The sequence below is a fragment of the Phycisphaerales bacterium genome (genome assembly GCA_029268515.1).
Lineage (GTDB): Bacteria > Planctomycetota > Phycisphaerae > Phycisphaerales > SM1A02 > JAQWNP01.
Genome location: JAQWNP010000001.1, coordinates 189504 through 212365, shown reverse-complemented (window position 1 = coordinate 212365; position 22862 = coordinate 189504). Strand labels below are relative to the sequence as shown.

The 22862-nt window shown below is 50.1% G+C and carries 19 protein-coding genes; 4 read left to right on the top strand and 15 right to left on the bottom strand.

Annotation, left to right across the window (positions count from 1 at the left end):
- Nucleotides 1-61: 61 nt before the first annotated feature.
- Genes P8J86_00815 through P8J86_00805 form a run of 3 tightly spaced genes read right to left on the bottom strand, consistent with a single transcriptional unit; the run spans nt 62 to nt 2963 of the window.
- Complete coding sequence (locus P8J86_00815; GenBank protein MDG2053227.1) at nt 62-1387, bottom strand: ABC transporter permease; 1326 nt, start codon at nt 1385-1387, stop codon at nt 62-64.
- A complete protein-coding gene (locus P8J86_00810; GenBank protein ID MDG2053226.1) occupies nt 1384-2325 on the bottom strand; it encodes an ABC transporter ATP-binding protein in 942 nt (313 codons plus the stop codon). The genes P8J86_00815 and P8J86_00810 overlap by 4 nt, the downstream gene beginning before the upstream one ends.
- 17 nt (nt 2326-2342) lie before the next feature.
- Nucleotides 2343-2963 (bottom strand): nucleoside monophosphate kinase, encoded by a 621-nt coding sequence (locus tag P8J86_00805; protein MDG2053225.1) that lies wholly within the window; start codon nt 2961-2963, stop codon nt 2343-2345.
- Between the two features lie 195 nt (nt 2964-3158).
- Here P8J86_00805 and recJ point away from each other — a divergent pair, with 195 nt between their 5' ends.
- Nucleotides 3159-4955 (top strand): single-stranded-DNA-specific exonuclease RecJ, encoded by a 1797-nt coding sequence (recJ, locus tag P8J86_00800; GenBank protein MDG2053224.1) that lies wholly within the window; start codon nt 3159-3161, stop codon nt 4953-4955.
- Complete coding sequence (locus P8J86_00795; GenBank protein ID MDG2053223.1) at nt 4949-7327, top strand: penicillin acylase family protein; 2379 nt, start codon at nt 4949-4951, stop codon at nt 7325-7327. The genes recJ and P8J86_00795 overlap by 7 nt, the downstream gene beginning before the upstream one ends.
- Nucleotides 7328-7567: 240 nt before the next feature.
- Here the strand turns inward: P8J86_00795 and P8J86_00790 are convergent, their stop codons facing one another.
- From P8J86_00790 to P8J86_00770, 5 genes are all read right to left on the bottom strand, one after another.
- Nucleotides 7568-8146: a hypothetical protein gene (locus P8J86_00790; protein ID MDG2053222.1), complete on the bottom strand. Its 579-nt coding sequence runs from the start codon at nt 8144-8146 to the stop codon at nt 7568-7570.
- 268 nt (nt 8147-8414) lie between these two features.
- Nucleotides 8415-9419, bottom strand: coding sequence for a CNNM domain-containing protein (locus P8J86_00785; protein MDG2053221.1), 1005 nt, complete (start codon nt 9417-9419; stop codon nt 8415-8417).
- Nucleotides 9419-10720, bottom strand: a complete 1302-nt coding sequence (locus P8J86_00780; protein MDG2053220.1) for a hemolysin family protein — start codon at nt 10718-10720, stop codon at nt 9419-9421. The genes P8J86_00785 and P8J86_00780 overlap by 1 nt, the downstream gene beginning before the upstream one ends.
- Nucleotides 10721-10825: 105 nt before the next feature.
- Nucleotides 10826-11674, bottom strand: a complete 849-nt coding sequence (locus P8J86_00775; protein MDG2053219.1) for a lysophospholipid acyltransferase family protein — start codon at nt 11672-11674, stop codon at nt 10826-10828.
- Nucleotides 11671-12936 carry a DegT/DnrJ/EryC1/StrS family aminotransferase gene (locus tag P8J86_00770; GenBank protein MDG2053218.1) on the bottom strand — a complete coding sequence of 422 codons (1266 nt, stop codon included), beginning with the start codon at nt 12934-12936 and terminating at the stop codon, nt 11671-11673. Before P8J86_00770 ends, P8J86_00775 begins: the two co-directional genes overlap by 4 nt.
- 237 nt (nt 12937-13173) lie before the next feature.
- Between P8J86_00770 and P8J86_00765 the strand changes: the two genes are divergently transcribed.
- Nucleotides 13174-13536 carry a hypothetical protein gene (locus tag P8J86_00765; GenBank protein ID MDG2053217.1) on the top strand — a complete coding sequence of 121 codons (363 nt, stop codon included), beginning with the start codon at nt 13174-13176 and terminating at the stop codon, nt 13534-13536.
- Here the strand turns inward: P8J86_00765 and P8J86_00760 are convergent.
- The 6 genes from P8J86_00760 to P8J86_00735 form a co-directional block, all read right to left on the bottom strand.
- A complete protein-coding gene (locus tag P8J86_00760) occupies nt 13522-14409 on the bottom strand; it encodes a hypothetical protein (protein MDG2053216.1) in 888 nt (295 codons plus the stop codon). The genes P8J86_00765 and P8J86_00760 overlap by 15 nt on opposite strands.
- A gap of 172 nt (nt 14410-14581) precedes the next feature.
- Nucleotides 14582-15667 carry a flotillin-like protein FloA gene (gene floA / locus P8J86_00755; GenBank protein ID MDG2053215.1) on the bottom strand — a complete coding sequence of 362 codons (1086 nt, stop codon included), beginning with the start codon at nt 15665-15667 and terminating at the stop codon, nt 14582-14584.
- Nucleotides 15668-15740: 73 nt separating this feature from the next.
- Complete coding sequence (locus P8J86_00750) at nt 15741-16301, bottom strand: NfeD family protein (GenBank protein ID MDG2053214.1); 561 nt, start codon at nt 16299-16301, stop codon at nt 15741-15743.
- A gap of 2 nt (nt 16302-16303) precedes the next feature.
- Complete coding sequence (locus P8J86_00745) at nt 16304-17998, bottom strand: NfeD family protein (protein MDG2053213.1); 1695 nt, start codon at nt 17996-17998, stop codon at nt 16304-16306.
- A gap of 122 nt (nt 17999-18120) precedes the next feature.
- Entirely contained in the window at nt 18121-19089 is a 969-nt protein-coding gene (locus tag P8J86_00740) for a type II secretion system protein (protein ID MDG2053212.1), read from the bottom strand.
- Nucleotides 19090-19165: 76 nt separating this feature from the next.
- Complete coding sequence (locus P8J86_00735; GenBank protein MDG2053211.1) at nt 19166-20110, bottom strand: type II secretion system protein; 945 nt, start codon at nt 20108-20110, stop codon at nt 19166-19168.
- Nucleotides 20111-20974: 864 nt separating this feature from the next.
- Here P8J86_00735 and P8J86_00730 point away from each other — a divergent pair.
- Nucleotides 20975-21460 (top strand): RidA family protein, encoded by a 486-nt coding sequence (locus P8J86_00730; protein MDG2053210.1) that lies wholly within the window; start codon nt 20975-20977, stop codon nt 21458-21460.
- On the opposite strand, the gene P8J86_00725 is transcribed toward P8J86_00730, so the two are convergent.
- Nucleotides 21452-22861, bottom strand: coding sequence for a serine/threonine-protein kinase (locus P8J86_00725; GenBank protein ID MDG2053209.1), 1410 nt, complete (start codon nt 22859-22861; stop codon nt 21452-21454). The two genes, P8J86_00730 and P8J86_00725, sit on opposite strands and share 9 nt — an antisense overlap.
- Between the last annotated feature and the right edge of the window lies 1 nt (nt 22862).

The window sequence follows — 22862 nt, the reverse complement described above, 5'->3', positions numbered from 1 at the left end:
GGAAAATGACCTCAACAAGAGAGGGCATTGAGCATCTATTGTAGTCAGTTGACGGCAGTTTCTAGGCAATTTCCCATCGGCGTGCCAAAAATCGACTTACAGCCAGAAAGATGAACGTCAAAGCAGTGAGCACAAGGTATTCCGGCCAGAGTGTGCCAAGCATGCCAATGATTGATTGGTCTGGGTTGTCATACCAAAAGACACCTTGGTAGGCCTGGACGGCCCAGTGATTAAAGGTGTAGATGCCAACCGTCTGCATCCAGTTTGGCATCATAAAGGCGGGGAACATGCTTCCCCCAATAGCACTCATCATCAAAATCACGACAACGCCGATGCCTGCGAGCTGGGCACGAGTTTTGCAAATGGTCGCCAGTAACAGTCCAAAACCTGATGAGGTGGCCACTGTAAAGAGTGTGACTACAAGCAAGCCAATAATGTGCTTGGTGGTAAATAGAGCCACCCCGAAGACAAACTCTGCAAAGATAAACATCACAATGACTTGTAGAAACGAAAGAAGCATAAGAAAAAGCCATTTGCCAAGGAGTAGTCTCGTCATACCAACTCGAGTATCCATGAGGCGCTCTAGTACACCAATCTCTTCTTCCTCTAATAGCGTGCCGCCAGCGCCCATTGCGGTGAAGAGTAGAAACGTCACCGCAATGCCAGCAGCATAGAACGTGACCATGTCATGACCTGACTCGACGGTCACGCCTTGCTTGTGAACGGATTCGACTTGAATCTTTACGGGCGACAAATTGTCTGAGCTAAAGTGTGTGCCGACCGTGTCAGTGCTCTGATTTGAAGGATGCTTCGTGAGCAATGTTCTTATGTGTTCAAGGTGCTCTTGTTGTTTCAGTGTGAGTGGACCAATGAGCTTCTCAATGATTCGATAGCCGTTGGCCAAAGCAATTTCTGGTAGCGCCTTCGCCATTGCAGCTTGAAGCGTGCCCTGGATAATCATGGGTGTGATCGGGTTCGCCTCATCGGTATAGATCGTGAGTTGAGGTGTCCCGCCCTTGATATTGCTCACGCTCTTGCCAAAATCCTTTGGGATGATTACCGCTGCGGGAACGTGACCTGTTCGGACAGCACGCCATGCTTCTTTCGTAGGCGGTTCATCTGAGCTTGTTGCTGGTGGGGGTGGAATCACCATGATGCCAACATTGCTGTTCTTGACCCAATTGACGATCGCCCTGCTTTGAGAAGAATCGTCAAGGTCCACAAACATCACCTTGACAGAGCGATTGCCTTCTGTGTTGACAGTCATTCCGCCAAAAACAAGTGCGAGGATCGTAAAGAAAACAATTGGTAGCACAAAAGCTAAGCCCAGACTGATCCAATCTCGATAGACACGTATCGCTCCAACTCTAAAAATAGTGAATATCACTCGCGTAACTCCCGTCCGGTGAGATGTAGGAATACATCATGCAAACTCGGAAGCTTGATATGGATGTTGCCAATTGGAGTGCTGATATCTTGAAGCACTTCAATGATTCCTGGCAATTCTTTCCATACATCTTTTACTTTTACGCGAATGACAGTCCCGTCATAGGACCAGTGCTCTGGAAGCGATTGGGCATATTTATTATCAAGTGCGCATTCTATAACGATAACGCGATCCGAACCGATGGTCTCAGCTACCAACTCATCAAATGAACCTTGCGCGATAGGCTTGCCGTCATCAATAATAATAATTCGATCGCAAAGTGTTTCTGCCTCATCTAATTGATGTGTCGTCAAAAGAAGGGTGGCACCGTTTTGTTGCAATGTGCGTAACATCTGCCAAATGCATTCGCGGGCTTGTGGATCGACGCCGACAGTTGGTTCATCCAGAAGTATGAATGCTGGTTCATGGAGGATGCCACAGGCAATATTTAATCGACGTTTCATGCCAGTGGAGAAATTGTTGATAGGTTCATCAGCACGGTCTTCTAAATCAGCCCAATTCAGTGCCCACTTACTCCGTTCTTTGGCAGTCTTTCCTGTCACACCATACAAAGATCCAAACACAGACAAATTCTCGCGCGCGGTGAGATTGGGATAGAGGGCAAGATCTTGCGGAACGGTACCAAGGCAGTCGGTGATGATTCGGCTGCGTGTTCGGCCCAGAATGGGCTCACCAAAGAGATGTATCGAGCCACTGTTTACTAACACATGTCCCGTAATAGCGCGGATCAAAGTGGTCTTTCCAGCACCATTTGGTCCGAGTAGTCCAACAAATTCACCGGCAGCAATGCTTAACGTTGCTTTATCAAGCGCGGTATTTTTTCGAAAACGCTTGGTGACATCAACCACAGAAAGTACTGGACGGTTTTTGTCATTCATGCCAACAAATTCTTCGATCATTGAGAGAGAGGATTACCCAGACGGGATTCGGTTGCAGGCACAACAAACTCAAGGATCTTGAGTAGGACGGCTGCCGGGCTGCCGATTGCATCAATATTAAAGATCAGGTCTTTGTGATAGTGAGCCAGAACTGGGGAAGTCTCGTCTTTGTAGACATCAAAACGACGACGTATCACTTTGTCATCTGCATCATCAGGACGGTTCTGGACTTCAGCTCGATGTCTTAGGCGGCGCACCATTTCATCGATATCTTTGCAGACGAGGTGGACAACACCAAGAAGATCAAGATATTGATCCATAGCCAATGCTTGAGGTTTGCTCCGAGGGATGCCGTCTAAAAGAAGCACATCTCGTTTTGGATCATAAGCCTTACACTTGATCATCTTGGCAACATGATTGTGCCATACCTCAATCGTCAACTCATCTGGAACCAAGAGCCCTTTGGTTGAGTATTTCAAGAATGCTTGGCCTAACTCACTATTCCGATCGAGCGCTCGAAAGATGTCACCGGTACCCAGGTGATAGAAGCCTGGAATCGATGACAGCATGGCACCTTGGGTACCCTTGCCAACGCCGGGAGGGCCGAATAGGAGGATGGATGTATATGGAGCTTGCATGGTGTGATCCAGTCTACTGATCAGACGTGGGCTTCAAATCTTATCCGCACACGCCAGTATTGTGCACCTGCGGAGGGTCGTAAAACCCGAGTCGGGGCAAAATAAGACGTTTTCTTCAATAGTGGAGGTCTCCAGTCGGGGCAGTCTCGAAAGTGCTCTGGCCCGAGGTTCTTTAGTCGTCTATGGTGGTCTGTCATGGACGGATTGAGCCGAAGATGGATGTTACGAGAAGCTGCCCCCAGGACTGGGGCTGGGGGCCACCTTGAGGGTAGCTCTCTGCCGCCACTGATTCAGCGGATTCTGGTGGCCAGAGGCTTCAATTCCACCCCCGAGGTCGAGAAGTTCTGCGATCCATCGCTGGCAGATCTCCTGTCCCCGGACCAGCTGCCAGGGATTAGTGCTGCATCCGAGCGTCTTTTGGTGGCTCTGAGGGCAGGGCAGTCAATCGTCATCTATGGCGACTACGACGTTGACGGCATTACGGCTACCTCGATCCTCTATCACATGCTCAAGGCGATCAATCCTGATGCAGATATTCGGACGTTCGTTCCGCATCGGATTGATGATGGCTATGGCCTGAATGCCTCTGCTCTGGAGCAGATGGCAAGAGAAGGTTGTGATCTTGTCGTATCAGTTGATTGCGGAATCACTGCTTGTGAGCCAGTTGCTGCAGCGAGGAAAGCGGGACTTTCCGTCATTATTACAGATCACCACACCCTCAATTCAGATGGATCACTTCCGACGGCAGATGTATTGGTGCATCCTGGTCTTCCAGGCAGTGGCTATCAGTTCCGAGATCTGAGTGGGGCAGGCGTGGCCTACAAACTTGCCTGGCAATTGGCAGTCGATTGGTGCGGCTCCCAGCGCGTGAGTGAAAAATTGCGAGAGGTCTTGTTAGATCTACTGCCTTTAGTTGCTCTGGGCACAATTGCAGACGTCGTTCCACTGCTCGGAGAAAATCGAATTTTGGCACGTTGGGGCCTGCGGCGCATGCTCTGCACCAATCTCTCAGGTCTTCAATCTTTGATTGAAGTATCAGGTGTTGCAAAGGGAAGTATTGATGCTGAGACAGTCGGGTTTCGACTAGCGCCCCGTCTCAACGCATGCGGACGTATGGGGCATGCAAGGCAAGCGATCGAATTGTTGACCACTGCAACGCGTGATGAAGGTCATGCTATTGCCACAGAGTTGACTCAACTTAATACCAAACGCCAGGCACTTGAAGCAATCATTTTAGAACAGGCTTGTGAATTGGCAGAGTCTAAGGGCATGACCTCGCCAGATTGCCGGGTCATTGTATTGGCTCATGAAAAATGGCACCCTGGTGTTGTGGGCATTGTGTGCTCAAGACTGGCGGAAAAGTATGGCCGTCCTGCCATTCTTCTTCAGCAAGAGGGTGGCTTTTGTAAAGGCTCTGCGAGAAGTATTCCAGGATACTCAATTCACGCGGCGCTCGTGAGTCAGGAAGCTCTACTAGAATCCTATGGAGGTCATGCAGCAGCAGCTGGCCTTACGGTTAAAACCGAACAACTCGATGCCTTAGTCAGCGGACTAAAAAAACACGCAAACCAAAATATATCAGAAGCAACTTTGATGCCCGAACTCAATATTGATTGTGAAGCAGAGTTGCATGAATTCAATGACACAAGCATTAAAGCACTCACAAGACTAGCGCCATTTGGACAAGGTAATGCTCGGCCAGTTGTCTGTGTTCGTGATGTTATCTTGACTCGTGATCCGCAGTCATTTGGTAAGGAAGGCAATCACCTCGCTTTGTTTGTGAAACAAGAGAGCCCTCGCGGCCCAATTCAACAGCGCATGGTGTGGTGGCGATCAAGTCAGTATGCTCACCAACTGACGCGTGGTATGCAGCTTGATATTGCTGCGTCACCAAAGAAAAGTAGCTATACACATAAAATCGAATCTGAAATTCGTGATGTCAAGATTAAGACAGCATCACCAATGAATGTAACAAAAGGTGCTTCATGTTAGTTGCTAGTGGAATGATATTGGCGGTTGTATTCGCATTACAGAGTGCGCATGAAGAATCTCTAGAAGTGCCTGTTAGAGAGCAAGTCGAAGTGCCGGTTATCTCTCAGCAGGTTTACATAGCGCGCGATCAACTGGGAATTCCGACCATACGTGGTAAAGATATGCTTGACACGATGTTTGGCGAGGGTTTTGTGCACGGGCAAGACCGATTTTTTCAAATGGATATCATGCGAAGGCTTTTTGCAGGTGAACTCTCTGCCATGATTGGTCCCTCAACGGTTCCTATGGATCGTAGGGCGCGTTATCGCCGGCCGAGGCAGCTCGTTGAACGTCTGTGGAATGCTCTTGATAAAGATATGCAAACCACCGTGCAGCGTTACTGTGATGGTGTTAATGCAGGGCTTGCGAGTTTGGCTGAGCCGCCACTTGAGTATGGTATTTTGAACATTGCTCCAGAGGCCTGGACGCCACAAGATTCGTTGTTGGTGTATCTCACTATGTTCCAGATGTTGCATGAGGATGGCAATGAAGAACTACGTCGAGGTGCGATCAAAGCTGGCTTGCCCAAGGAGCTCTATGAGTTCTTGGTATGGCCCGGTGATCGTGGCGATGTTCCATTGACGCCAGATCGTGAGGGCGTGCTTGTGCCACCGATCCCAGGTCCTGCACTGATTGATCTTCGCAAGGACATTGTGGTGTCGCCGCCGGTGACTGATCCCGCCCATTTATCACCAGTTGAATCAGGAAAAGAAAATCCAACAGATGAATTAGGCGGTCAAAACTCTAATAACTGGGCTATCGCTGGTTCGCTCACATCTCACGGAGGGGCCATTGTTGCCAATGATCCTCATCTCATGTTGCAGGTGCCAAACATCTGGTACCGGGCTGTGTTGCAATGGCCTGGGGTCGATGTTGGGGGACTCACGCTGCCTGGATTGCCGGGGGTCATTATTGGATCGACTGGGAAGGTTGCTTGGGGTTTTACAAATACCACGGGTGACTTTCGTGATTACATTATTGTTGAGGTAGACCCCAAAAATACTGACGAGTACTACACACCAGACGGGCAGGAAGCGTTTGGTCATGTAGAAGAAGTTATTGAAGTTCGTGGTGGGCGACGTGAAATTTTGCCACTGCAAACAACACGCTGGGGTGTTGTCTCTGATAAGAAATGGATGGATCAACCTCTGGTTGAAAAATGGGTTGGCCTTGAGCCAGAGATGGTCAATCTCAATATTCTTGGAATGCTCGAGGCGGAGAATCTTGATGATGCAGTAGAGATCATGCGATCGTTCTACGGTCCCTCGCAAAACGTGATGTTGGCAGATGATTCTGGTCGTATTGGTTGGGTAGTGAGCGGATATTTACCCAAAAGAGTTGGCTTTGATGGTACAACGCCCATGTCTTGGGCAAGTAGAGACGTTGGATGGGATGGGGCGCTCAATGAAGAGAATCGTCCCATGATCATTGATCCACCCAGCGGATTACTCTACACAGCGAATAACCGCACGATGCCATTTGAACAAGCATCCCTTATTGGACAACAATGGTCACACCCAAGTCGAGCAGCGCGCATTAAGATGCTGCTTGAACAAACAGAAGCTCATAATGAGCAGCGGCAGCTTGAGATTCAGTTAGATACCCAGGTTCCATTTTATGATTTCTATAGAGAAATCATTCTCGAATCGGTTGATCCAGAAGACCGTGATGCTGAATTGAGAGTCATACGTGAAGTCATTAACCAATTTAATGGCCGGGCTGATATTGATCAGCGAGGACTTGCCCTACTGCAACAATTTCACGCAATTCTTCGGGCGCAAATGTCAAATGCATTGCTGAGTCAGTTTGATCATCCTGCGCTTGAGGAAGCACCATTCAGAATAAATGAAGAGCCACTTCGCCAAATTCTTGAAGAGCGACCCGCTCATTTACAACCAGCCGGCTATGACTCTTGGAGATCATGGTTTCGAAGCGCTTTGTCGACGACGAAGCAACGGATGGAAGCGATGGATACAACTTGGGATGAGCCGTGGGGTGATTCTAATAGAACAGGTGTCACACATCTGTTGACCGATGGCATTCCCTGGTTAGGTAAGCAATTCAATATGCCAGATGAACCACTGCCAGGTCATATGCGGGCCGTGCGTGTTGGGCAATATGGATTTGGAGCATCGGCGCGAATGTCCGTGAGTCCGGGCCATCACGAGGAAGGCATTTTTCAAATGCCAGCCGGGCAATCAGGAGATCCTCGGTCAGCCAACTATGGCAGTATGCAAGAGGCTTGGCTCAATGGTGATCCCATGCCATTTCTACCCGGATCGCCCGTTTCAGAGCTGGTCCTGGTTCCGCAGCAGCCAGACGGAAACCAGTAAACAACGTATATCACAACCAGGCCAGTGGCACTGTTTTGCCTAAAAGCGGATTATTGCCGTCTGAGGCCTAGGCTTGAGATGCTTTCATGATAGTTGCCTGGATTGGTGCTCGGCTTCGTTATTCTCGGTACTTAGCCATATGAAAATATCTTTCTCCTCGCCCCCCAGGGTCGGCAAATCGCCTCCTCCTGGGGGCGCCTTGCGCTCACGGGGCCTCCCCTGGGTCAGCGCGGAACGCCGCTAGGGCTGAACAGATTGTGTGCTGGCCATCTGCACCTGATCAGTGGTTTTGGGTGATGGACTGTAGCATCCGCAAGTACGGCTGGCGTGCTTGATGCACCAGACCCTGGGCCGTGCATCAGCAAGAGAAGTGGTTTGTTCAGTCTGTGGAGATTGATTGACCCAATGCACGTTTCCACTATGTGGTGCATTGCTGCGGGTGCGAGAGGGCATTCGGCGTTGTTTTAGAGTCATTGTGTTTGGTGTTTGCGACGTCATGGTGTTGCCGCTTAGAGTTTGGGGGTCTGTCGGCGACCAGTATCCTGGAATAACAGGCCATGAAATCTGGGTCGCATGCGTGACGATATTGATGTTATTACAACGCGGTTGCGACCAAGCAACGACACTTCCTCCGAACGGGCGATCTGCCCAAGCAACGACACTTCCTCCGAACGGGCGATCTGCCCAAGCAACGACACTTCCTCCGAACGGGCGATCTGCCCAAGCAATGACACCACCATAAACCGAGTGATTGACATCAACTTGACTATTGTTTTTATGTCGTTGTGAATGACAATCGTTTGATGATCCAGGTGTCATCTTTTTTTTCTTATTCTTTTTGTTCTCTTTCTTTTTCTGCGGTTTATTGCATTTGTCCTTCACGCCTATTCCAGCACCAGCCTGTACGACAAGGTGTGAAGCCAGAGCGCTCTGCTGAAGGGTCAATAAACTGATGCCCAAAAACGCGATAATAGAAATTGACCTGCAAAAAAACATTCTTCTTAGCCTCCCGATAGGTTCCACCTAGATCATCATAGGCGTGGCATATTCAGTTCTGAATTGTTTTTTGCGGTGTTCTTTTAAAAAACTACCAAGCGTGTAGCTCGCCGGTGAGGGGCTCAACGAGGTCTTTTAGGGTCACGATGCCGACCACATTGTTACCAGAATCATCCTTGTTTACCTTTGGATCAGTAACGATGGCGAGTGCCTGGCGGTTTACACGCATGCTTGCAAGTGCTTCAGTGACACTCATGTCTGCGGGGCACTCAAAAGCTGGTTGTATGAGCTCTTGGGTTGCAGTATTCGGTTCTAGAAGCGCTTCCAGCATCGAGAGCACGCCAACTGCTCGGCCGGACTGATCAACGACAGGAAAACGCGTGTGGTGGCGAGCAGCAACCCAAGCGAGGCGGGTTGGCAGAGGGTCTTCAAGAGACACGGTTGCTACACCAGCCCAAGGGACCATCTCATCACGGACGCGACGTTCTCGAAGAGTGAGCATTCGATCTGCGAGCGTCGTTTGAGCCTCAGAGACCACCCCAACAGCAATGCCCTCGCGAATCAATTGCAGTACGCGTTGGCGAGCGGTTTCGTTGTCGTTTGAGTTTGCTTTTAGTATCAAGCCAGCGAGGTGCGCAATGCATTGAATAGTAGGAAGAAGCAATGTGATTGTTAAAACCCATCGCAGAATGTGCACCGTGCGAGCAAGGCGATATGTCCACACATCGCTATGTGTTCGGAAAAGATCCTTGGGAAGTGTTTCTGCAAAGATAAATAAGGTGGGAGTGAAGATCGCTGTTTCAATAATGATCAGGCCCCATCCACTTAATTCAAAGCCGGTCAATAACTTTGCGATGCTATAACTTGCCAGATAACTCGAAGCATTTGTAGCGATTAGAAGCGCTGCCAAAAGTCTCGCTGGCTGCATGAGCTCTCTACGAATAGCGACAGCTCGTGGGTCATTATGAGCCGCTTTGACAGCAAGTCGAACTGGATTGAGGACATACATTCCAGTTTCCAGTCCAGACCAAAGGGCAGACAGGATGATTCCCAGAATCATAAGAGCAAGGTAGATAATGATCTCCAGAGGGGTCATTACACATCCTCCTTCGATTCGGGTATTGATGTCGTCTTGACTAATGCGGTTGTGACATGATGGCTATCAACTGCTTCTACCTCAATACGGATGTTACCAATCTTGACAATGTCTCCCACTGAAGGCGCCCGTCCAAGTCGATCAAAGATCAGGCCGCCAAGTGTGACGACGTTGGTACGCCATACAAGATGCCCCAGCACCTCAGGCCAATCTCGGATACTAAGTCCGCCACTCACACGCCATGCACCAGGCTCTATTTGCACAGGTGGTGTCGTTTGCTGGTCGGTTTCAGCAACAATGTCGCCTACAAGTTCTTCGACGATATCTTCAAGCGAGACAATTCCAGACGTGCCACCATATTCGTCAACCGCAACCGCAATCTTCGAGGCCGACGAACGAAAGTGCTCCAGTAGCTGATCGAGTGTGGCAATTTCAGGCACATATCGCATCGGATAGATTGCACGAGAAAGCTCGATCGCCCCAAGCTGACTCTGAGTTAAATAAGCTTTGACTGAAAGGTTTCCAACGATATGGTCGAGATCGCCCTGGTAAATTGGAATTCGTGTCAGCCTTGATTTGCGGATGGTCGCAAGAATTTCTTCATGTTCTTCTTCTTGGCTAATGGCCACCATTTTGACCCGTGGTGTCATGACATCACGAACCCGCAGTCGTGAAAGGTTGATGACTTCTTGAAGTCCGCGTTGCTCGTCGGTGTCGATCACACCTTGGCGACCTGAGATGTCAAGCAGTGCGTTGAGTTCTTCTTCATCAAGTTCTGGCGGCAATTGTGGTGGCGAGGTGAGCCGACTCAGAGGCGCTATGACCCACGAATTGAGAATGACACGAAACGGGCCAATGAAACGGTGCATTGTGAGCAAGGGCGGCGCAAGTATGCGGATGAAGCCAACGCGATTTGCATTCGCAAGCACCTTTGGGATGACCTCGCCGCCGGCAACGATGATCAGAAGAAATGCAATGCCTAAAATTGCTTGAATCCAGATTGATGATTCAGCTCTGATCAGAAGTACTGAGCTGACAACAAAGTAGAGAACATTAACCAACATGTTTCCAAAGAGAATGGTAATCAGCAGCATGCGTTGATCGGAAAGGAGGGCATCTACAGCCCGACTCGCGATTGATCGACGTCTGCGCAATGTCAATCGTTGGCTATGAGTTAGTCCAAAAAGAGCAGTCTCTGATGATGAGAAGCACCCACTAAAAATAAGCAATATTACGAGCAGCCCAAACAGTGGAATGTCAGTGGTTGACCAGTGGATAATAGATGTCGCCAAAATGCTCATGTCAGTGCGAGTTTTCTACGCAGCGCAAGATCAGTGCGGTAGCGCATTCTATGATGAGGAAAAAGAGCCTTGGGTTTTAGCAATAGCATCTTGTTTACATCACGCTTAGGCGGACTGTTGCTTTATTTCTTTAAGGCCAGTGTTCTGGTGTTCACTGTTCGGTTGATTATCATGAGAACATTGGGTTTCTTCTGTTTGGGAAATACCCTCAGCTCTGGCATTGAGTCTAGCGGAGACTTCTTCGCCACCAAGTTGGCGGACGGCTCTTTCAAGACGAGCCGTAAAACGGCGTGGCGATGACTGATCTTGAAAATAAAGTGGCTTTCCGATTTTGACACAGATATGTGCTCGTGTTGGGAAGACGCGACCTGCAGGCATCACTTGATCACCACCAGAAACGTAAATAGGTAAAACAGGACTGCCGGTAAAACGTGCCAGCGCTCCGACACCGGATTTGAAGGCCTTCATCTTGCCGGTACGGGTGCGGGTGCCTTCCGGATAAAGCAGTAGATTCCAGCCGCGTTTGATGAGTTCTCGAGATGTTCGAATCGAAGCGAGTGGGGGACCATTTCGGTCGAATGCAAATGCACGAAAGCCAGCTGCTACAGCCAAGCCAACGAATCCATACATCAACCGTTTCTTAAAAGTTGTTCCTTGGCGACCAAACACATCTTGCGCAGCTGCAACCACAGTCCGGCGTGATATTGATTTTGGCAATAAGCCTAGGATTGAAACTGTATCAACATGACTACGGTGGTTGGAGGCAAGAACAAAGGGCCCAGTCGCCTCTTCTAAATACTCAGCGCCTTGTAGCTCCCAAGTAATTCGATTGCCCACGCGTAGTGTATTGGTGGTCAATAAGACTAAAGGGCGCATCACACGAGTGAGTGGGCGGCGAAATTTCCGCTCTATTTCTTGTGCTGTAAATACTTGGTATCTCTGATCTTTACTCATTCGCTGTCTCGAGGTATCTCATCAGCGTGAGAGAGGACTTTTTCAAATGCAGCGGCATACTGATCGACTAAATCATCGCCTGCATTTGGAAAGGCAGGAAGCTTAAGAAGAGAGCCATTGCCCTTGACCGTAAATGGCAGGTCGTCAATATCATATTCCCGAAGCGGGCTATCGGTCTCATCCGTCCGAGCAATCATCGACCAAAAACCGTGTGTGAAAACAGGCATTTGATGAAGTAGTGGATAGCGTGGTGCTTCTATTTGGGCACCTTCGGCTCTTAATGCAGTTGCGAGATCGCCAATTGGAAGGCCAGTGGCCTCTTCATCGTAGTGGACCAGATATTCAAAGTAGGTGCGTTGCACATCATCTGGTGCCAAGAAAGCTTTGATTCCAAGTTTCTCGAGCCGCTCACCTAATCTGATGCAATTGTGATTGCGTTTTTCGTTTCGTTCGTCCAAATGTCGTAGTTGGACGCGTGCTACGGCGGCACTTAGGGGTGACATGCGGAACTTATGACCCAATCCCGTCGCAGCCAAATATTTATTGAGTGATTCCAATCCAAGCAGTCGCTCGTAATGGCCGTAACGCAGAACTTTCTCATACATTTCCTCGTCACTACAAAGAAACATGCCACCTTCAGATGAGGGCACCAGTTTGTTTGCTTGCATACTGAATACTGCTGCGTCACCAATGGTGCCGATCTTACGACCTTTGTAGGTCGCTCCATGTGCGTGAGAGGCATCTTCAAGGACGAGTAAGCCATACTTAGATGCAATTTCCATGAGCTCATCCATCTTAGATGGCATGCCAAAAAGATGGACCACTACGATGGCTTTGGTGCGGTCAGTGATTTTCTGCTCAACATCTTTTGGGCATAATCCCAGCGTATCTGGATCAAGTTCAGCAAAGACAGGTATGCCGCCTTGGTGGAGTATCGGCATCACACTTGCCCACCAGGTCGCTGACTGCACAATGACCTCGTCGCCTGGACCAATATCAAAGGCATGCATTGCTCCATGAATGCCACCAGTGCCATTGTTATGAGCAATGGCATAAGGAAGGTCTAGCCATTGGCGATAATCGTCTTCGAGCTTTGAGACCTCATCGTTGATTGAAATCTCGCCACTACGCAACACACGGAGGACTGCTTCCTCATCTTCTGTCGTCACGATGGGCCAACGGAGCGCTTCGGTTTGGTCTAGGGTGACTGCGGGCTGGCCACCCAGTAGTGCAGGGCGATTGGATGAAGTGGTTGTCGTCATAGGTAGTCAATTCTGGAAACATGAGATCTCAAGTCAGGTGGGGCGGTGCAAACGAGTCATATCCGCCCTCTACTCAAGCCGTATGATACGCGATGGCCTGAAAAAGCGGCTCAAATCTCACTGAATCGGCAATCTGAAGCACCTCTAGGCGACCTGTTGTTGATTTGTATCATTTTGCGGAGGGAAGTAACGGCGGTTGTTCATGTCAGGGGTAATGTGCTGCTAGGATCCTGAGTTATGTCCAAAGCTGATCCAGGTCAAGACACTCAACCACCCCATGATGCCGTTGGTCATCAGCCGGGTCAGGTCGATCCGACCAAGGATACACGTGAGAATCGAAGTTCGGTTGTTTTATTGTGCGGCTTCTTAGCGCTGATCCCCTGTGGAGGTTGGATCCTTGGTTGTATTGCATGGTCGATGGGTGCTGCAGACCTCAATCGAATCAAGCGTGGAGAAATGCCGCCGGAAGCCCGTGATGCAACGCGTGCAGGGATGATTCTAGGAATCATCTCTGTGGTCTATCAATTAGTTGTTGTGATTCTCATCATGATGGGCGTGATACCGCTTCCCAGCTCGAACGACACATCATTCATAAATTGAGTCAGATGACGAGTGGTCTACGGATTCTTTGGTAGAGCGTGCGTTCGCCAGGCGAGGAATAAACCAGATGAGAAGTATGCCACCAAGTGGTATGAAGACAGCGGCTTCCCCGGCGGATTCAAACAAAGCCAACATTTCCCAGGGCACATCAAACGTGGTGTCACTGGAGAACAATTGTGCTGCAGCCATGGCGACGGCAAACTCTCGGAATCCAACTCGGCCAAATGGAATCAGATTGGCAAGCACAGCAACAACAGCGAGCACGAGTGTTTGTGTTGGGGAAAGATCGATTCCTAAAATAGCTAGGGCAGCAGCCATGCGACATGCAAAAGCGCCCAGGTCGATCAAACGCAGGATGATACCTCCCCAAATGGCTCGGTGATTGCGCAGGATAGGGCCAGCGCCCCGGCCGTAGTGCATTACAAATGGTGTTGCAGCAAGGCCACGCAATATAAAGCCAAGGCCTACTGTGCCTACGACTAAGAGAATGAACCAAATGGCGTTGAGCTGTGGGCAAATGATGGTGGCGCCAACCACCGCTGCCAGACCTACCCCAAACATACACATGATGGCGACAAACCAGGCCACAATTTGGAACAAGGGCATTTGGTCAACACGCATGTGATAAAGGAATCGACTAATGGCACCAACTCTGACCGGAGCATAGTTGAGCATGCTTGCAACGAGATTGAGCGCCTGAAGATCCCAAAACCGAAGCTTCTTAACTGGGCGAATAGTAATCCAGAATGCGGCACCATTTGCGATCGCGCTGACAAGTGTTGCCCCCACCAGTGCCACAAGTAGCCAAGCTGGCGCCTCAAGCACTTTTGACCAATCACCTTTCGCAATTGCTTGTTGAATGATCCAAGCCAACAAGGCTGCGCCAACCACAAAGCCCGACAGATCAAAGATCAGGCGGCGGCGAGTGTAATGAGGGACCTCTGAATGGCTCAGTGTGGATTCCTTTTATCGCTACATCGACCAGCTTCTAGAGAAGCCCGAATTCAAGGCCCAGTCCAGTCGCGACGAATGTCATCATCGGAGCCTACTGTTTGGTGGCTCCTGTGTCGCCCTCAGTGTCAGCGCCTGGGGAGGCAATGGAATCTCTCATAGAAGTATCGGCGACGATGTTCTTCATTCGGTAATAGTCCATAATGCCGAGATTGCCTTCACGGAATGCATGGGCCAGTGCCTTGGGTACTTCAGCTTCAGCCAGGATGACCAAGGCGCGATTCTTCTTTGCATCAGCCTGGAATTCAGCTTCAGCTGCGATGGCCATCGCCCGGCGCTTCTCTGCATCAGCTTGGAATCTCTTTTTGTCTGCTGCGGCCTGGTCGGCTTGAAGCTTTGCGCCAATATTCTCACCAACATCTACATCAGCAATATCGATTGAGAGAATCTCAAACGCAGTTCCTGCATCCAGGCCTTTGGCGAGAACGGTTTTCGATATTTTGTCTGGATTCTCAAGCACTTTCAGGTGGGTTGCCGCGGAGCCAATCGTTGAGATGATGCCTTCACCAACACGGGCGATAATGGTCTCTTCGGTGGCACCGCCAACCAGTCGTGCAATGTTTGTTCGCACTGTTACACGAGCTCTAGCTCGCAGCTGGATGCCATCGCCAGCGACTGCATCAATCGTTGTTTTGCCGTGGGTTGGGCTTGGGCAATCGATGACTTTGGGATCGACGCTGGTACGAACAGCCTCAAGAATATCGCGGCCCGCAAGATCAATTGCAGTTGAAGTTTCCCATGGCAGATCGATGTGCGCCTTATCAGCAGCAATCATTGCACGAACGACATTTGTGACTCGTCCACCAGCGAGATAGTGCGCTTCGAGGTTCTGCGTTGGCAGGTCCATTCCAGCTTTCTTGGCACTGATCCGATTGAAGACAATTTCTCGAGCATTGACCTTTCGAAACTTCATCATTATTAAGTCGATGAAGCCAACGCGGGCATTGGATACCAATGCTTGTAGCCAAAGGCCAAAGAACTGGTAGGCGAAGCCTAGGAGGACCAATAAGATGAGCCCACCAATACTGCCCAAAACGATGGCAGCAATGGTCCCGCCTGTAAGGCCGAGAACTATTGGTTGGGCATGAGTGATGGCAAGAACGGGGGAGAGCAGCAACATGTCACGGACTCCTGCGATGGCTTTGCTAGAGAACTAGTCTGCAAGAAACTTTCAGGCCTGAGCTAAGCTCCATCTAGCGCGGGCGTACCTTTACTTGATTGTCGTAAACATCCGTGACGACGATTGCAGTTCCAGCCTCAATGATACCGGATTCTGCCATTGCATCGAGCCGACGCCCAGCAATTCGCACCGTGCCCACAGGACGCAGTATGGTCATCGTTTCTCCCTCACTGCCTATGAGCTGTTGTAGTTCTTGGGCCCGTTGAGCTCTTTCCATTTCTGATTTCGCAAAGGAGGCGCGATCTCCAGTTGAAATCGCCTCGTTTTCGTCGGCCAGGATCATCCGGCGAGCAATAGGAGAGTTGATCCATAGGCGAAAAAGCCCCCATCCAGCCAGTGGACCGAGCACCAGTGTCAGGCCGAGCATGACAACACCCAGCAGTGTGTCATAGAGGAAGAAAGAGACCAGCGCGGCCACCGCAGAAGCGGCGCCAATGAGGGCGAGGAGTCCAGCTGAGGGTATGAAGACCTCCATAATAATGACCAGTACGGCAATACAAAGACAGACAATGCCAATCACTAGAAAGGTGTCGTCGGGCGCAGTCTCAATAGCAGCGAGGGCAAGTGATCCCATTGCTAGGCCTCCTCAACTTGGATACTTAGGCCATCGACACTGATGACTTGAACAGGCGTGCCCTTGGCAATGTACTCTCCCGCTGAGGTCACGTCGAAAGGGCGGTCAGCAAAGACAGCTCGACCGCTGGGTCGTAGATCTGTCTCAGTCAAACCAATATCTCCTCTGGCTACTTTAGGTGTGATTGGTGAAGAGACATCGGGGCCAGCTCCAGTCGCTACTTCAGCACGAAGGATGGCCCGATCGAATAGCGGTAGTGTGTGAACATATCGAGAAATGATCCAGATTCCGCAAGCTGCCGCAAAGAGTGCTGCGAACACAGTGGTGATTCCAACCCATAGTCCGCGCTGGCTTTCTGCAGTGGTCACGTCACCAGAGATAAATGTACCAATCAGCCCGATCAGTAGCACCACAACGCCAGCGACGCCTGCAAATCCAAAGCCTGGAATGACAAAGAGCTCCAGGCCGATCAAGACCAAGCCAAGTCCGATGAACATAATGTCCCACCATTGGGTCATGCCAACCAGCGCTGGTGCTCCAATTAAGATCAGTAGTGCACTAATAGAAAGCAAGGCAAAGACCCCACTTCCAGAAGCAAGCTCAATGAACAGAGCAAGTATGAAGACCACAATGAGAGTGCCTTTTGTCCATGGATTGAGGAGGAAGCGAACCAGCCCTTCTGACCAAGATTCGTTAAACAAGATGACCCGCGAGGCACCAAAGAAGTCACTTATTTCCTGATCATTCGAAATGACCGCGGTCACGAGCCCGTAGTGAGACGCTTCTGCGGCTTTTAGCGTCAGCAGCCGATCATTCGTCAGCACTTGTCCCACGACTTGCCACTGGTCACGGTCATTGGCAGTGAGCCGCTGTCGACTCGAAGGCAGTGTTTGTTGGAATTCAATCTCTGCCTGTTTTTCCTGTTCAGTTTGTTGGGGGCTGCTTGAAAAGCCACCTGGATTTGGCGGATCAAAAAGCGTATTCCACCAAGGCATAATCGTTGATACTGAAGGCGCAGAGAATCCGACCGGTGTCATTGTTTCGGTGGGCTCTTGGCCGAAGAGCGTTTTGAACTCAGGTCGATCAACAAACACACGCTGTCCAGTGCTTTTGTTTTCGATAAGCCATAATTCAACGCTAACACTGATGAACCCTTGAACCAGATTTTCGTCGTAGTGATTTCGTCTTGCAGAATCAATGACTTCCGCAAGGAGCGGCGACTCAATTTTTGCACGCTCTGTTTGGGGTAACGCACTAAGTCCACCAGGGCCGATAGCAATTGGAGCGGCATCTCCGAAGGTAGCGCCTGGCGCCATGATGATCTCACGGCAGGCAAGGGCGATGATCGTTCCAGCCGAGTAGGCTTGTGGGTTAATCCATGCCACTGTATTGGCAGGCGCTTGTGTCTTAATCAGCAGGCAAATATCAAGTGTGGCCGTCATTTCGCCGCCAGGTGTATCAAGATCAAGAACAACAGCATCCGCGCCAGCCTCAATGGCGGCGGCGAGTCTCCGTTGCAATGACCACACGGTCACACGATCAATCACGCCTCTCACAGGCAATACCGCCACTAAACTAGCACTACGTCCCGCAGGAATTGGGGCCGTGGCTTGCTGTTGGGCCATGCCACTAAGAATACAGATGAGCGTGAGTAGAAACGCGATTTGAAAGATAGGTTGGGTAGAACTTAGTTTCATGATGCCTACGTTAGAGATTATAGGAGTGAGTTGGCCAGCAGTAGTTTATTTAGTGGTTGGGGCGCAATAAAAAAGGCTGGGCACCAGGGGTGCCCAGCCTAAAGTAGCTAGAAGTGGGTGCCTTAGTCGCTGCAGCCCGAATCGCTGCCGTCAGGCAGTAATTCCCAATTCGCAACTGATTTATGTGTGCCGTAGTCAGAGTTAGAAGCGGCTTCTTTGTCATCACAATGGATGAGCCAATGATCGCTTCCTTTCGCCGTTTCCTGATGACTAAAGACGTTATCAGGAGCACTGTTGCCATTGCCGTCTTGGTATTGGTTGTCTGCAAGGATGAAACTCTCGCCTGCTTCTACATGGCCGTCGCCATATGCCATGTGTCCGTACCAAGATTGCTCGTCACCATGAGCACGGAATGGTTGAGGTAGGTTCTCCGAGTCATGGCCACCGAGTTCGCCGCATGCTGGGCCGCGGTTTGCTGTAAGAGGTGTATAGGCGTCGTGATTGGTGCTCCAGCCACGTCGGTATCTGTCACCATCCAATGCCATAACGGCGTAGGAGTGATTACAGCCTTCTGTTAGATCTCCCTGATAGTCACCTGTGTTATCACCGCTCAGATTTGTTCCACCTTCCCAGTACCTAGGCTCTGTTGAGGTGCCATCGGCTGGGCGGTAGTCGTCGTACCTGTAAGTGATTGCCTCATAGACAGTGATGCTGTCTTCGGTCGTTCCAATGAGTAGCTTTGTTGGAATGGCGTTCGACATAACCAGCATCGACATGAGGTTCGTATGTGTGTTTAGTTCTGGGCTTGTTGGGCCAATGCCTGGGTAGAAGTTTCCGTCAGCGCTTGGGCCTCTGTGGCGGAATTCTGGTGCTGGTAGATAGCTGCCAGTAGCTCCAGAGCCAGCAGCATTAACAGCCATTCCCTGAACAATACTCTTTTGTTGTGAGCCATCTTCCATTAAAGCTGCAGTAGCTCGTGCTTTTTGAAGCGCTGGAAGCAACATGCTAATCAGTACTCCAATGATGGTGATAACCACAAGAAGTTCAATCAAGGTGAAGCCACCTCGAATAATATTCTGACGATTTGTCATTGTTATTGTCTCCAATCTATTCAACTTGCTCATTCATAAGAGAAGTCGTAATAAGTCATTTTTTTGGCAAGAAGAATTAGTCATTCATTCGTGTGTCGAAATTGTTTATATTCGTTCTCTGGATGGTCAGGACGGAATCGCCACCATTGAGGTCGCTGAATTCCCAAACGCCATTAGAGGTCGCTTCTATGTCGAATGCGTTGCTGTGATTGTCTTCGTCGAAGAATTGGTTGTCCATTTTTGCAGCGAAGCCACCACGTGGGTTGTACTCAACACCGTCCAGATAGAAGCCGTTCTCTGTGCGTGTTGAATTGTCACCCATGACAAAGCAGCCAGTCCAATCTTTTTCACTACCATGCATCAGGAGCGTATTAGAGTTCTTGTATTCTTCTGGGTCTACCACGTCTGGGTGAATGTTGCCATCTTTGGGGCCACGGTTGCCCATCTGTACAACGTTGGAATCAACAGTATTTCGTTGCCATCGAGTAGCCTTCCGCTTGCCGGCAAACCACTGGTGAGCATATGAGATATTACTTGGGAATGGGCCTTGGCCAGTGATATTGCAATCGAAGCCTTGGTCCCAGAATGATTGGTTCGCGGGGTCATAGAGACCGTACTGGTAATCATCATCAACTTGGACAGCTGGGTTGGCCTCAACACCGCTTACGCAGAGTTTTGGTTGGTAGTACTCAAGGGCGATCATTAGTGAATGAAGTGCCTTTGTAGTGTTCTGATTGGTATCTTCAGGGCCTTTCAGTGGGACGTATTGGTCTCCTGCGCCATCGCCGTCAAAGTCCATATCTAGGCATGCGATTTTGCCCGGCGTAGGCATGCCTTGATTGGAATCTTGGGCATGCATTTTTCCCGCACGGTGCATTTCCCGGATGCCGTTGCCATCTTGCAGAAGTTGTGCTGATTTACGAGCTTTAGCCAGTGCTGGAAGCAGCAATGACATCAGGACGCCAACGATAGCAACAACAACTAGGATTTCGATTAAGGTAAAACCTCTCCTGCGATTCATAGGGATTAATCTCCTGTCAGTTTGGTTCTCAATTATGGAGGGCATGATTGTCATAGAGTGCTTTATGAAATTTGCTCGATGATGAGCGATTAGTACAAGATTGTTTGCCGACCATTTTTTATGGAGTTGTGCCCGCTGGCCATTGGCCTACACACTCCTTTGTCTTTTCTTCCAGTCGCTGACCCGCCATAGACGAGCTCGTGACTATCCAGTGCCTGCCCAGTGCCCTCCATGGACTCATTTACACTCGGTCAGCATCCTGCATGACCGTCCTTGTAACCTCAAGAGCACCTTTGCATCAATGGTGCTGAAGGCATCCCCCCTTTGGGAGCCCTCGCTAACAATCTGTATGAGCCGTAGCTCAACAGATTTAGAGCGAAACAAAACTTTGCACCTGTGCTTTCGAGCAATCCCAGATCAGGCTAAACCCAACCTCGCCCTAGGCATTCAGAATGCAGTTTAAATCCAAGCGTTTATTGCTGTTGTGAATCCTCTAGCACTGATATTGGCACCATAAGTGGTCGGTATTTTTTAAAAATACCAACGGCGCGTAGATCAAATTGCAAGAGCATCATCACCGCGTGCTCAGTTCGAAATGTCGACGTGTCGCGGCGGTATATATTTGATTGAAGCCAGTGAAAAGTGGCAGATGAAAACGTTTTTGGGATATTACTGTCGTGCCGCGAACATTCGTCCCAGATTGTCTTTGCCTGCCTCAGCTTGGCTGCGACAGGCAACATTTAGTCAAAATCAGAGCTCGATGTCTCTGATCTCTTCCTTTAGCCTACTAGTCCTTACGATCAGGTCAAGTAATGGCCGCAACTAATACACGATTTATAGATCAAAAATTAGGAGAGTTCATATATGTCACACCAGGCTCATAAGCAGCTCAAGGCAATGGGAATCGTGCTTCCAGAGGCCCCCAGGCCTGTTGCAGCGTATTTGCCGGCCATGTGGGCCAATGATCTCATCTTTGTCAGCGGTCAAGTGCCCATGCTCAATGGGGCCTTGGGCTGGACTGGCTCTGTTCCCGGGCAGGTCAGTATTGATCAGGCCAAGGCGGCAGCTCGGCAATGTGCCCTTAATGCCATTGCGGTGCTTGCTGACATGGTCGAAGGAGACCTGAGTCGGGTAAAGCAGATCGTTCGGATTGGCGTGTTTGTTGCTTGTGCCAATGATTTTACAGAGCAATCAGTCGTCGCAAATGGTGCAAGCGAGCTGTTCATGGATGTTTTTGGTGAAGCTGGGCGCCACGCTCGGGCTGCCACGGGTGCATCAAGCTTGCCGCTGGGCGCCCCAGTTGAGGTAGAGGTTCTCGCGTGGGCCCCTCGGAGCGATGGTCTAGGGTGAACTTAGAAACAGAAACGCGTTTACCAGCAGACTCAGCACCAGGGCGACCGTCACGATGATGAAGCCGATGGTGAGGTTACTCAATGAAGAGCCTGTTGATGTGTTGATCTGAGGCGCGGTTGGCGGCCCCGGAGCAACCTGTGATTCTGCTTTGCCAGCACTCGCTAGATCTAAGGCATGTCGGGCAAAGTGTGGTGGTTGCCCATTGCCAACAAGTTCGAGATCAGTCAAAAGATCTTCCGCGGTCTGATATCGATTGCCGGGCTGCTTTTCCATCATCATCTCGATGATCTGAGCCATGCCGGGGCTGATGGCGGGATTCAGATGATCTGGTGGAACAAGATCATCCTTGAGATGTCGGTGCATGACGGCAGATGGATTTTTCCCTTGAAAAGGTACCTGTCCTGTGAGCATATGGAAGGTGGTCGCGCCCAACCCATAGATGTCAGTGGCTGGCGTGAGGTTGAGATCTCCGCGAATCTGCTCAGGGCTGATGTAGTAAGGCGTGCCATAGGCGCGCCCCGCCTCAGCTTTGGCCGTTTCTAGATCGGTCAATGCACGAGCCAAGCCCAGATCAGCAAGTTTCACGGTGCCATTGGATGAGAGCATAATATTCTTTGGCTTAATATCCCTGTGAATAAAGCCTTGATCGTGTGCGTGCTGTAAAGCCAGAGCGACTTGTTTGATATATCGGATTGTCGTTGCTTCATCGAGACGTTTCTTTGAGGCAAACTCCTCATAGACGGTCATGCCATCAACATATTCCATTACGAAATAATGATGCTCTCCAGCGTGACCAACGTCATAAGCCCCGACAATATTAGGGTGGTTGAGTTTGGCAGCAGCTCGACCTTCTTTGTAGAAGCGCTCTATGAACTTGACATTGTCAGAGAACTTCTTTGGAAGCACTTTAATGGCGACGGGGCGATCGAGGCTGAGTTGATGGGCGAGGAATACGGTCGCCATTGCTCCAGATCCAAGCTTGCGTTGAATACGGTAGCCCGGAATTCGTTGGCCCGATTTCTTGGCCTCAAAGTCATCGCGTAAGCGACTGAGTTGGTGGTCGGTGACGTAGGATCGCTCAACGAGCAAGTCAGCCAGCGTTCTTGCTCCAATTTGATCGGTTCGGGTTTTCAGCACCTCATTGCATTGCTCGACTTCTTCTGGAGTCGCCAAGCCACTGGAGATCACCAGCTTGCCCATGAGCGTCTCAAATCCTCCGGTGGTGGTGGCGCCCTCAGGACTCGCTATGACTGGTCGTGGGGTTGGCACAGGAGAGGGTGGTTGCGGTGCATGTGGCTTCCCTGTGTCTGAATCAGCCAGTGAGAGTGGTTCAGAGGGATCTTGCCCGAGATCACCAGAATGGGAAGAGGCTCTATTTTTGGGTTGGTCTTGTGCCATG